Origin of the sequence: Citrobacter sp. Cpo142, assembly GCF_030332425.1 — a bacterium.
GTDB lineage: Bacteria > Pseudomonadota > Gammaproteobacteria > Enterobacterales > Enterobacteriaceae > Citrobacter > Citrobacter portucalensis.
On the sequence record NZ_JAOWHW010000142.1, the window covers coordinates 1 to 12,272 of the forward strand.

The 12,272-nt window shown below is 50.7% G+C and carries 10 protein-coding genes, 1 tRNA gene and 1 pseudogene; 3 read left to right on the top strand and 9 right to left on the bottom strand.

All coding sequences use genetic code 11. The features are described 5' to 3' along the window. Positions 1 to 8 precede the first annotated feature (8 nt). The 8 genes and pseudogenes from OGY18_RS21245 to aspA all read right to left on the bottom strand — a co-directional run. Positions 9 to 510: pseudogene (locus OGY18_RS21245) on the bottom strand (tetratricopeptide repeat protein); the annotation flags it as partial. Positions 511 to 556: 46 nt separating this feature from the next. Further along, the gene (locus OGY18_RS21250; RefSeq protein ID WP_032170149.1) at positions 557 to 1,822 is read right to left on the bottom strand and encodes a tyrosine-type recombinase/integrase; all 1,266 of its coding nucleotides are present in this window, start codon (positions 1,820 to 1,822) and stop codon (positions 557 to 559) included. 196 nt (positions 1,823 to 2,018) lie between these two features. Further along, positions 2,019 to 2,094, bottom strand: a tRNA-Phe gene (locus OGY18_RS21255). A gap of 152 nt (positions 2,095 to 2,246) precedes the next feature. Further along, positions 2,247 to 2,822, bottom strand: a complete 576-nt coding sequence (locus OGY18_RS21260) for a transcriptional regulator (RefSeq protein ID WP_008785982.1) — start codon at positions 2,820 to 2,822, stop codon at positions 2,247 to 2,249. Positions 2,823 to 2,858: 36 nt separating this feature from the next. Next, on the bottom strand, positions 2,859 to 4,568 hold the full coding sequence (locus OGY18_RS21265; protein WP_286554287.1) for a protein-disulfide reductase DsbD: 1,710 nt from the start codon (positions 4,566 to 4,568) through the stop codon (positions 2,859 to 2,861). Beyond that, the gene (gene cutA / locus OGY18_RS21270; RefSeq protein WP_003025447.1) at positions 4,544 to 4,891 is read right to left on the bottom strand and encodes a divalent cation tolerance protein CutA; all 348 of its coding nucleotides are present in this window, start codon (positions 4,889 to 4,891) and stop codon (positions 4,544 to 4,546) included. The genes OGY18_RS21265 and cutA overlap by 25 nt, the downstream gene beginning before the upstream one ends. 128 nt (positions 4,892 to 5,019) lie before the next feature. Further along, positions 5,020 to 6,321 carry an anaerobic C4-dicarboxylate transporter DcuA gene (gene dcuA / locus OGY18_RS21275; RefSeq protein ID WP_003830670.1) on the bottom strand — a complete coding sequence of 434 codons (1,302 nt, stop codon included), beginning with the start codon at positions 6,319 to 6,321 and terminating at the stop codon, positions 5,020 to 5,022. A 115-nt stretch (positions 6,322 to 6,436) separates the two neighbouring features. Further along, positions 6,437 to 7,873 carry an aspartate ammonia-lyase gene (gene aspA / locus OGY18_RS21280; protein WP_003830668.1) on the bottom strand — a complete coding sequence of 479 codons (1,437 nt, stop codon included), beginning with the start codon at positions 7,871 to 7,873 and terminating at the stop codon, positions 6,437 to 6,439. A 338-nt stretch (positions 7,874 to 8,211) separates the two neighbouring features. Between aspA and OGY18_RS21285 the strand changes: the two genes are divergently transcribed. Next, a complete protein-coding gene (locus OGY18_RS21285) occupies positions 8,212 to 8,688 on the top strand; it encodes an FxsA family protein (protein ID WP_003025457.1) in 477 nt (158 codons plus the stop codon). A gap of 49 nt (positions 8,689 to 8,737) precedes the next feature. Here OGY18_RS21285 and yjeH read toward each other — a convergent pair whose 3' ends face one another. Further along, positions 8,738 to 10,003: an L-methionine/branched-chain amino acid transporter gene (gene yjeH / locus OGY18_RS21290; RefSeq protein WP_149282148.1), complete on the bottom strand. Its 1,266-nt coding sequence runs from the start codon at positions 10,001 to 10,003 to the stop codon at positions 8,738 to 8,740. Positions 10,004 to 10,278: 275 nt separating this feature from the next. Between yjeH and OGY18_RS21295 the strand changes: the two genes are divergently transcribed. Both OGY18_RS21295 and groL read left to right on the top strand, forming a co-directional pair. Next, the gene (locus OGY18_RS21295) at positions 10,279 to 10,572 is read left to right on the top strand and encodes a co-chaperone GroES (protein WP_000027827.1); all 294 of its coding nucleotides are present in this window, start codon (positions 10,279 to 10,281) and stop codon (positions 10,570 to 10,572) included. 43 nt (positions 10,573 to 10,615) lie between these two features. Further along, positions 10,616 to 12,259 carry a chaperonin GroEL gene (gene groL, locus OGY18_RS21300; RefSeq protein WP_003830576.1) on the top strand — a complete coding sequence of 548 codons (1,644 nt, stop codon included), beginning with the start codon at positions 10,616 to 10,618 and terminating at the stop codon, positions 12,257 to 12,259. Positions 12,260 to 12,272 lie beyond the last annotated feature (13 nt).

The following is a 12,272-nucleotide window of genomic DNA, read 5'->3' on the forward strand; positions in this document are numbered from 1 at the left end:
CAATTTTCTCAGAAAGTCGCTCGTCGATTCTTCTTCTGTCTTAAAATACTTTCGCATATTCAAAAACATCTTTCTGCATCAGCATTTCGACACATTTAATTATTTCTTCCAGTTCACGCATTACAGATGAGTGATTATACAGTCAGTTTACAAACATCAATGTTTCTGGATATTGTCCCCATAACGAGTTGTATGTTACATAATAATCTTCAGCGGTATCGGGTCCGCCAGAAAGATTATGCCGCACAGCAAGTGGAAAGGGATGTAAATTTCCGCGGTGTAAGATTTTGTGGTAAAACCGTGGCGAAAAGCTATCGCACCTTTAATGTATTCTCCATTCAGAAAATACAGAAGACTAAGTTCATACCAGTAAGGTGAAAATTCAACTACATGCACCATCAGTACATGGACTGCCCCTCATGGTCGCCATGAGCGTAACAATTCCGGTCCTATCAATCAGCGTGCTCCCTGATTATCTTCGGGATTGTACGCCAGTATTTTATCAATGAGTGCTCTTCCCCTGTGAGGGAGGAGCATGTGTGTGTTTGGAGTTCTGTCACCTTCTCAAAGGATTATTAATTTTTGCATAGTCAAAAGGGCTGACACTCTGTTCCCTGTTAGCATCCAGAAAATCAGCCCACCACTGCAACATCAGCTTTCGCTCATCCAGATGTTCCGCTTTATGGATATACGCAGCCCGCACTGTGTTACGTTCCATATGGCTCATCTGACGTTCGACCGCATCCCTGGACCAAAGACCTGACTCAATCAACGAACTACAGGCCATTGCCCGGAAGCCGTGACCACAGACATCGACCTTTGTATCATAGCCCATCAGACGCAGTGCGTTATTTACAGTGTTCTCACTCATGGGTTTCCATGGATTGTGATCGCCGGTGAAAATCAGTTCATGTTCTCCGCTGATAGTGTGGATCTGCTTCAGTATATTCACCGCCTGAGTAGATAGTGGCACAAGATGCTCTGTTCGCATTTTTGAGCCACGATGGGAATACTTGACCCCTTCAATAGGTTTCCGCTCAGGAGGAATGGTCCACATGGCTTTCTTGAAGTCGATCTCAGACCACCTGGCAAAGCGTAGTTCGCTGGAACGGATGAAGATAAGCAGGGTGAGTTTAGTTGCCTGCCGGGTGAGAGGTTGTCCTCTGTAGGCATCCAGTCGTTCAAGAAGCTCTGAAATGCGATTTAAGGCGAGGGCAGGGCGGTGCTGGCGTTTCACTGTGGTTAACGCGCCAGCCATATCCAAGGCAGGGTTATAGGTGATAATGCCTGACTGTGCAGCATAGCGCATGATTGCAGTGATACGCTGCTGAAGGCGCGCTGCGATTTCATATATCTCCTTTGCTTCGGCTGCTTTAACGGGAACAAGTAAATCGGGAGTCCTGAGGGTGGTAATGTCACGTGAACCAATAAAGGGGAAAACATGAGTTTCGAGGCTTTTCAGTATCCTCTCATTGTGTGAGGCTGACCATTTTTTGTTGCTCTTATGCCACTGTCTTGCGATGCCTTCAAATGTCTGAGCTGTTTCGGGTACCGACTTTTTGATCCTTTTCTGTTCGCATGGGTCAGTTCCCTCAGCTATCAGCTTTCTCGCCGTATCGCGTTTTTCCCTTGCTTCTGATAACGAGACTTCAGGATAGACCCCCAGAGCGAGCGTTTTCTCTTTGCCCAGAAACCGATAGCGGAGCCGCCAGTAGCGAGAGCCGTTAGGGTGAACGAGCAAGAACATGTTGCCGCTGTCGGCAAGTTTATAAGGTTTTTCATCCGGTTTAGCGGCACGGATTTTAGCGTCAGTGAGCGCCATTGGCGGTATCTCCTGATAGTAAAAAGGGGTATAAATTTTATCGAATCAGACTATACCCTCAGTTGTACCCTCGCAAGGGACTTGATGCGGGTTGAAGTTGATTGAGTTGGGTGGAGTTAAGGGATTGTAGGAATGTTGGTTTTGGCGGGCTTAGAATGCAAAAACGGACCTCCGTGGAGGTCCGTTGATATGAATTTGGTGCCCGGACTCGGAATCGAACCAAGGACACGGGGATTTTCAATCCCCTGCTCTACCGACTGAGCTATCCGGGCAACGGGGCGCATTAAACCGTATTCACGTCTGTCAGTCAATCAAATTTCTGGAAACATTGTTCAACCGCTTAATATTGCGGCAATCTGCATGGTTATGCCTGAAGTTTGCACAAATCTATCCGGCAGAGGCGACGAAAACAGGTAATGCTCGCTTAGGTCAGCGCACCGCCCATTCGGCACTGGGCAAAGCGCAGGATATCTTCAGCCAGGCGGTGTGCCGTTTCGACATCAGCATGGCTACGATTAACCAGCATGCGGCTCAGGCAGCCTTCCAGCACCAGTTCCATCTGTTTGGCGACCATTGCCGGGTCGTCAACTTCCAGCGTAGTCAGCAGCTCATGGGTGAAGTCATGTGCCGCCTTTTTTTGCTGATCGGCTAACTGATGGATCGGATGCCCGGGATCGGGGTAAAACGTACAGGCGGCGATGAACAGACAGCCGGGATAGCGATTATTGCTCACGCATTCGGACAGCGCAGTGTAGCGCGCCAGTAATTTCTGCTCAGCGCTCAGCGTGTCATCCAGCAAAAGCTGACGCCGCCAGATATCCACCCGCTGGCTGAGGTAGCGTAGCGCATCGTACAGAATGGCCTCTTTATCGGGCCAAAAGCGCTGCAGTTCATCCAGAGGATAATCGATGCGTTCGGCCACCATTTCCAGCGTGGTATTGGCTATCCCTTGCACCTCAAGTAATTTCAGGGCTTCTCCCAGGACATCTTCACGTTGCACGGTATTCTCCTCCGTATTTCCTGTTGCAAGTGTCGCTCACGGTTGGCGATCGCGCAAATGTGCGCTGAAGGTCGCGGCATCCATAAAGCCCGTAACCCGAGCTTCCGGGTGCTCTTTCCCATCGGCATCAAAGAACAAGATAGTCGGCAAACCTAAAACCTGTAGATGTTTCAGGAGAGCGACATCCAGGGCATTGTTTGCTGTCACATCTGCCTGCAATAGCACCGTGTTGCCTAGCGCTTGCTGAACCTGCGGATTACTGAACGTGTACTTTTCAAATTCCTTACAGGCTACACACCAGTCGGCATACAGATCCAGCATGACTGGCCTGCCTTTAGCTTGCGCCAGTGCTTGATTTAACGCATCTACCGATGCCACCGGCGTGAAGTTAAGATGTACCTGGGTTTGAGCATGTGGTGCGCCGAACGCCCAGTCTTGCAATGGACGCACGCTTACCAGTGCTGCGGCTAACAGGACAATCTGCACGATACGCATCCAGGCGTGCTTTGCCTGTAGGCTGGTGATGAACGCCCAGCCAAAGAACGCGACGGCTAGCAGTGACCATAAGCGAACGCCCCACTCGTCGCCAACGATACGTTCGAGTAAGAAGACGGGAAGCGCCAGAATGACAAAGCCAAAAGCGGTTTTGACATGTTCCATCCATGGGCCACTTTTAGGCAGCAGGCGGTTGCCAAATACGGTAATCAGCATCAGGGGTAATCCCATCCCCAACGCATACAGATACAGTGTGCCGCCTCCCAGCCACATGTTCCCGCTCTGAGCGATATACAGCAAAATCGCGCTTAGCGGGGCCGTTGTGCAAGGAGAACAGATGAGGCCAGCAATCGCCCCCATCGCAAAGACGCTGCCGGGAGATCCGCCTTGCTGGCGGTTACTCATTAGCGTGAGGCGCGTTTGCAGCGATGAGGGCAGTTGCAGCGTGAACAGGCCAAACATTGACAGAGCCAGCAGCGTAAAGATGACGGCAAGGCCAATCAGGACGTAGGGATGCTGAAGCGCGGCCTGGAACTGCAAACCGGCGGCTGCAACAACCAAACCCAGCGCGGTATAGGTGAGCGCCATCCCTTGAACGTAGATAAACGTCAGCAGCAATGCCCGTCCGGTTGATAAGCGTTGCTTGCCACCCAGTACGATACCGGAAATCAGCGGATACATCGGCAGTACGCAAGGCGTAAATGCGATACCAATTCCGATCAGCAATGCCCACAGCGCGGAGAAGGGGAGTTGGGCCGTGGGCTGCGGTTTCTCTTGCGGATCTGCAGTGGCTGGGGCTGGCGCAGGGGCCGCCGCAGAACCGGCAGACACTTCACTTAATGGCACCGTTTTTGTTTCTGGCGGATAGCAAAATCCGGCGTCGGCGCAGCCCTGGTATGTGATCGTTAATGTTGCGCCAGACTTAGACTGATTGACCGTGATCGGGACAGTCAGCTGTTTACGGTAAATCTCACTTTTGCCGTAAAACTCATCTTCATGCCAGACGCCTGGCGGCAGTTTTACCTCAGCAATATCGGCCTGAGATGGCGTAATGTTTATCTGTTTGCGATACAGATAGTAGCCATCTTTAACCTGCCATGTGAGGTTCAGATCGTGTTGGTTTTGCTGAAAATCAAAAACAAACGCCCGATCGGCAGGAACAAACTGCGAGCGGCCAGGCGCGTCAAATAATCCGGCAAAGGTAGATGTGCTGCACAGCAGCAGGATCAGCGTAAGGATGCGTTGAGCCATGAGCGGTAATCAAAGTCTCCGTGAGTGACGGGTAAAACCAGAAGTTCAGGCGTTTGATACGGATGATGTGACTTCAGGCAATCGAGAAGGGCTTGCTGGTGTGTGACGGTGGTTTTTAAAATCATCTGGACTTCATATTCCTGTTCCAGTTTGCCTTCCCAATAGTAGAGGGAGGTCGCACCGGGTAGCAGGGTCACGCAGGCAGCCAGCTTTTCCGCCAGCACTTTGGCGGCCAGATCCTGGGCGGTTGCTTCATCCGGGGCGGTACAGAGCACCACAACGGTATCGGGGATGGAAATATCCTGACTCTTTACATCAAGCATAAACACCTCGAAAGAACAGAGTAACCAGCAAAAGAATGGTCACTATACAACGGACGAGGGAAGGATGTTAGTTAAAGCGGGGTGGGGAGGAGGAACTGCAGGGCGCCCAGGCACCCTGCAGGAAAAACTTACAGCATGAAGCTGCCCAGCAAGAAGCCGAAGCAGACAGCCAGAACCACACCCAGAGTACCCGGGATGAAGAACGGATGGTTAAAGACGAATTTACCGATGCGAGTTGTACCGGTGTCATCCATCTGAACTGCCGCAACCAGAGTTGGGTAGGTTGGCAGAATGAACAGGCCAGAAACCGCGGCGAAAGACGCAACAGCAGTCAGTGGGGAAACGTTCAGAGCCAGAGCCATCGGCATCAGTGCTTTAGCGGTTGCAGCCTGAGAGTACAGCAGTGCAGAAGCAAAGAAGAAGATGACAGCCAGCAGCCACGGATGACCCTGAATTACGCTACCTGCAGTATCTTTGATCCAGTCAATGTTGTGAGATACGAAGGTATCACCCAGCCATGCAACACCCAGGATACAAATACAGGCGCTCATACCGGCTTTGAAAGTGCTGGAGTTCAGGATGGAGTCAGTTTCAACGCGGCAGATGATCGTGGTCAGCGTCGCGATGCTCAGCATGATGATCAGGATTGCGTTGGTGGTGTTCATCAGCGGTTTAGCGACCAGACCGAGGCTTGGGCTGTTGACGATCGCATATACGACGACACAAACCACGCCCAGCAGGAACAACCAAACAGAAGTTTTTGCGCCAGCTTTGATTTCAACTTGTCTTTCACCACGCAGTTCAACCAGGCCTTCTTCCAGACGCTTACGATAAATCGGGTCGTCAGACAGTTTGGAGTTGAACAGTGCAGTTACCAGGAAGGACATGACCAGAACAGCCAGCAGGGTGGACGGAATGACCACGGACAGCAGATGAATGTAGCTGATGCCATGACCTTCCATTACGGAAGACATGTAAACCACGGCTGCGGAGATTGGAGACGCCGTAATCGCAATCTGTGCAGAAACCACTGCAGTAGAGAGCGGGCGGCAAGGTTTGATCCCTTGTTCTTTCGCAACTTCGGCGATAACTGGCAGCGTTGCCAGAGAGATGTTGCCGGTACCTGCGAAGATGGTCAGGAAATAGGTCACGATAGGTGCAAGGATCGTGATGTATTTCGGGTTTTTACGCAGCAGTTTTTCAGTTTGATGAACCAGATAGTCCAGACCACCTGCAATCTGCATAGCTGAAATGGCAGCGATAACCGCCATGATGATGGAAATAACATCGAACGGGATATTACCGGGTTTTACGCCGATAGCGGCGAGAACCAGAACACCCAGCCCACCTGCAAATCCAATACCGATACCCCCAAGTCTGGCACCTAAAAAGATTGCCAGCAAAACGATGATAAGTTCTAAAACTATCATATTAGCCTTCCTTGTTGTTTAACAAGTTGATATTAAATTGTTGTTTTTAAGTAACTTCGAGTAAGAAAAAAGGCACGTCATCATGACGTGCCTTCTCCGGTACTACCCTACACGATTACTGTTCGCTTTCATCAGTATAACGTTTTGCTTTATAAGCAGGGTGCATCAGGTTCTGTGCAGAGAAGATATCGTCCAGTTCAGACTCGGTCAACAGACCGCGCTCCAGGACAACTTCACGTACGCTCTTACCGGTTTCGGCACAAATTTTACCGACGATGTCGCCGTTGTGGTGACCAATGAACGGGTTGAGGTAAGTAACGATGCCGATGGAGTTGAATACAAACGCTTCACAGACTTCTTTGTTAGCAGTGATACCACTAACGCATTTTTCCAGCAGGTTGTAGCAAGCGTTGCTCAGAATGTGAATGGATTCAAACATTGCCTGACCAATGACCGGCTCCATTACGTTCAGCTGCAGCTGACCAGCTTCAGATGCCATGGTTACAGTGATGTCGTTACCGATGACTTTGAAGCACACCTGGTTTACGACTTCCGGAACAACCGGGTTCACTTTAGCTGGCATGATAGAAGAACCAGCCTGCAGTTCCGGCAGGTTGATCTCGTTCAGACCTGCACGCGGACCAGAGGAGAGCAAACGCAGGTCGTTACAGATTTTGGACATCTTCACAGCCAGACGTTTCAGTGCGCCGTGCACCATAACGTATGCGCCACAGTCAGAAGTTGCTTCAATCAGGTCTTCTGCCGGAACACAGGCGAAGCCGGTGACTTCAGCCAGTTTCTGTACTGCCAGCGGAGAGTACTCTTTCGGCGTGTTCAGACCAGTACCGATTGCTGTCGCGCCGAGGTTAACTTCCAGCAGCAGCTCAGCGGTACGGCTAATGTTTTTCACTTCTTCTTTCAACAGTACGCTAAAAGCATGGAATTCCTGACCGAGGGTCATCGGTACAGCATCCTGCAGCTGGGTACGACCCATTTTCAGGATGTCCTGGAATTCAACAGCTTTTTTCTCGAAGCCTTCGCGCAGCTGGTTCAGTGCATCAACCAGTTTGATGATGGATGCGTATACAGCGATACGGAAGCCAGTTGGGTATGCGTCGTTGGTAGACTGACATTTGTTAACGTGGTCGTTCGGGTTCAGGTACTGATATTCACCTTTCTGGTGACCCATCAGTTCCAGACCGATATTGGCCAGAACTTCGTTGGTGTTCATGTTGACGGAGGTACCCGCACCACCCTGGTAAACGTCTACCGGGAACTGATCCATGCATTTTCCGTTATTCAGGACTTCATCACACGCCGCGATGATGGCATTTGCCACACTCTTAGGAATGGTTTGCAGCTCTTTGTTGGCCATAGCCGCTGCCTTTTTAACCATTACCATACCGCGAACAAATTCAGGAATATCGCTGATTTTGTTGTTGCTAATGTAGAAGTTTTCAATCGCTCTCAGAGTGTGGACACCGTAGTAGGCGTCCGCTGGAACTTCCCTGGTACCCAACAAGTCTTCTTCGATACGAATGTTGTTTAACATGTGAACCTTCTTTTTCAAGCTGCCAATGATTTGACTAAACACACAGGATATATGTGATTTCGATTGTTTCTCGACCGACGATTATCCCCTGCATCGGTCTGATACCCGAGATCATATGCTGGTTAAGGATTTCTACCGTAATCTGGATCACTTAAAACGTGGAATTTACCCCTTATTTATTATTCTGTGAAATGGATCACCCCTTTGTGATTAACCCCAAATATTAGTGTACAAGGCACTTGAAATTTTGCTAACCACCACAATATCAAATCGATGCGATTAACATAATTTTTCGAACAGAAGTTGAACAAAACGGCTGTTATTAACAGGAGATCCCTTTGCGCTGGATACCATTGCTTGCCATTTTTCTCTATGTTTACATAGAGATATCTATTTTTATTCAGGTTGCCCATGTGATGGGCGTCCTGATGACGCTGATTTTGGTTATTTTTACGTCGGTTATCGGTATGTCTCTGGTTCGTAATCAGGGATTTAAGAACTTTTTACTGATGCAACAAAAAATGGCGGCTGGTGAAAGTCCGGCTGCAGAAATGATCAAAAGCGTATCATTGATTATCGCTGGCCTGTTGTTGGTGCTGCCTGGTTTTTTCACCGATTTCCTCGGTCTTCTTCTTTTATTACCCCCGGTGCAAAAACATCTGACGATGAAACTGCTGCCACATTTGCGTTTTTCGCGTATGCCTGGCGGTGGTTTTAGCGCCGGAACGGGTGGCGGTGAGACTTTTGATGGTGAATTTCAGCGCAAGGATGACAAGCGCGACAGCATCGAACATAAAGACGATCGTCGGGATTAAGCATCAGTATGTAGGCCGGATAAGCGTTAGCGCCATCCGGCAAAAGTGTTTATCGGCCGGATGATGGCGTCAACGTTGCCTTTTCCGGCCTGCGGGGTAAAAACAGCCACAGCCCTGCCAGCATAATCAACGCGTACAGACTCTTCCAGCCGACCATCGCCAGCAGCAACAGACACAGCAGACCGCCAATGACCGCCAGCGCGCGATAATGCCCTTTTAGTAATCGACAACCCGCCAACATGCACAGCAAATAAATCATAATAAAGATGCCGTTGGCGTAGACGATTAACGCATCGAGATTGATTTGCAGCATATAGATGCACAGAGTACTGACTACGCAGCAGCCCAATACGGCGTTTAGCGCATTGCGAGGAAGGTGGCGGGGGGACAGACGAGCCAGATAACTCTCCGGCTTATACTGGGCTTGCGACCAGACCAGCCGGGCGAAACTTTGAATATAAATGTTGAGGCTGGCAAAACAGGCCAGATAACCAATGATGCAGGCCACCCACAGTGCCTGTACGCCAAACAGCTGCACGACGATTTCAGGCAATGATGCCGCCGCCGCCATTTGCTCGCCGTAAGCACCAAAATGGAGAACGACAACGGTGCATGCCCAATAAACAGACCCCGCCAACAGCAGGCCGATCATCAGTGCGCGCGGGAAGTCTCGCTCCGGATTTTTGAATTCAGACGCCAGGTGAGCAAACGCTTCAAGGCCGACAAAGCACCAGAACATGACCGACAACGCGGCGAACAGGCCTGGAAGCTCAATATCGGTAATCGCAGGGAAGGGGATTTCGCCAGGTGTCAGATCGCCCGCCCACCAGATAGCAACAATCAGGGCAACAATCAGCCCGGCAATGACCGTTTGTAGATTCGCGCTGGAGCTTGCGCCGCGGGAGCCGATGTACCAAACCAATGCCAACGTACCGAGCTCAGCCAGCAAAAGCTGCTCGTCATGCCAGCCAAACATCGCCTGACCGAATCCGGCGGCGATATGCAATGCCGCAGGCAAGCCGACAGGAATGACCGACAAAAATAACCATCCGGTGACGCGCTCCAGGCGCGAACCAAAGGCCATGCCGACAAAATGCGCCACACCGCCTGCGCTGGGAAAATGACGACCCAGTACGGCGAAGACAATCGCTACGGGAAAGACCAAAACAATCAGCGCCGGCCATGCCCACAGGCTGTTGTTGCCCGCAACCAGTGCGGCCAGCGCGGGGACGGCAAAAACGCCTGTACCCAACAATGATGTCGACAACAGGCCAACGCCCTGAGCCAGTCCCAGCTCTTGTTTCAGTCCGCTCATAAGTTGTTATCCGGTTATGCCCATTGACCGGGCTACAGCGCAGATTTTTGATGGTATCACAATCAGATTTGCTTATGACGACGTGACTGAAATCGTTATGAAATGTGAGGTGCGTCGGCGTTTTGACGGGATTTTCTGCTGATAAAAAATTTTTTTCGCTTGCCCCCTTGAAGGCACAAAACCCCATCCCCATCTCTCTGGTCACTAGCCGGGAAACCGTTTACGGGCCGGCGTCACCCATAACTGATAAAGACTTTCTCAAAGGAGAGCTATCAATGAGTATTCGTCCGTTACATGATCGTGTGATCGTCAAACGTAAAGAAGTTGAATCCAAATCTGCTGGCGGCATCGTACTGACTGGTTCTGCAGCAGGTAAATCAACTCGTGGCGAAATCATCGCTGTCGGTAAGGGTCGCATCCTGGACAACGGTACCGTACAGCCGCTGGACGTGAAAGTCGGCGATATCGTTATTTTCAACGATGGCTACGGTGTTAAATCTGAGAAGATCGACAATGAAGAAGTGTTGATCATGTCTGAAAGCGACATCCTGGCGATTGTTGAAGCCTAATCCGCGAACGACACTGAACATACGAATTTAAGGGAAAGATAAAATGGCAGCTAAAGACGTAAAATTCGGTAACGACGCTCGTGTGAAAATGCTGCGCGGCGTAAACGTACTGGCAGATGCAGTGAAAGTTACCCTCGGTCCAAAAGGCCGTAACGTAGTTCTGGATAAATCTTTCGGTGCACCGACCATCACTAAAGATGGTGTTTCCGTAGCACGTGAAATCGAACTGGAAGACAAGTTCGAAAACATGGGTGCGCAGATGGTGAAAGAAGTTGCCTCTAAAGCGAACGACGCTGCAGGTGACGGTACCACCACCGCAACCGTACTGGCTCAGTCCATCATCACTGAAGGTCTGAAAGCCGTTGCTGCGGGCATGAACCCGATGGATCTGAAACGTGGTATCGACAAAGCTGTCGCTGCTGCTGTTGAAGAACTGAAAGCATTGTCCGTACCGTGCTCCGACTCTAAAGCTATTGCTCAGGTTGGTACCATCTCCGCTAACTCCGACGAAACCGTAGGTAAACTGATCGCTGAAGCGATGGACAAAGTCGGTAAAGAAGGCGTGATCACCGTTGAAGACGGTACTGGTCTGCAGGACGAACTGGACGTGGTTGAAGGTATGCAGTTCGACCGTGGCTACCTGTCTCCTTACTTCATCAACAAGCCGGAAACTGGCGCAGTAGAACTGGAAAGCCCGTTCATCCTGCTGGCTGACAAGAAAATCTCCAACATCCGCGAAATGCTGCCGGTTCTGGAAGCTGTAGCGAAAGCAGGTAAACCGCTGCTGATCATCGCTGAAGATGTTGAAGGCGAAGCGCTGGCAACTCTGGTTGTTAACACCATGCGCGGTATCGTGAAAGTCGCTGCGGTTAAAGCACCTGGCTTCGGCGATCGTCGTAAAGCAATGCTGCAGGATATCGCTACCCTGACCGGTGGTACCGTTATCTCTGAAGAGATCGGTATGGAGCTGGAAAAAGCAACTCTGGAAGATCTGGGTCAGGCGAAACGCGTTGTTATCAACAAAGATACCACCACCATCATTGATGGCGTGGGCGACGAAGCTGCAATCCAGGGTCGCGTGACTCAGATTCGTCAGCAGATCGAAGAAGCAACTTCCGACTATGACCGTGAAAAACTGCAGGAGCGCGTAGCGAAACTGGCAGGCGGCGTTGCGGTTATCAAAGTTGGTGCTGCGACTGAAGTTGAAATGAAAGAGAAGAAAGCCCGCGTTGAAGATGCCCTGCACGCTACCCGTGCTGCGGTAGAAGAAGGCGTGGTTGCTGGTGGTGGTGTTGCGCTGATTCGCGTAGCGTCTAAAATTGCCGGCCTGAAAGGTCAGAACGAAGACCAGAATGTAGGTATCAAAGTTGCGCTGCGCGCAATGGAATCCCCACTGCGTCAAATCGTACTGAACTGCGGCGAAGAGCCGTCTGTAGTGGCTAACACCGTGAAAGCTGGTGACGGTAACTACGGTTACAACGCTGCAACTGAAGAATACGGCAACATGATCGACATGGGTATCCTGGATCCAACCAAAGTAACTCGTTCTGCTCTGCAGTACGCGGCTTCTGTTGCGGGTCTGATGATCACCACCGAGTGCATGGTTACCGACCTGCCGAAAGGCGATGCGCCTGACTTAGGCGCTGCCGGTATGGGTGGCATGGGTGGTATGGGCGGCATGATGTAATTGCCCACACCCT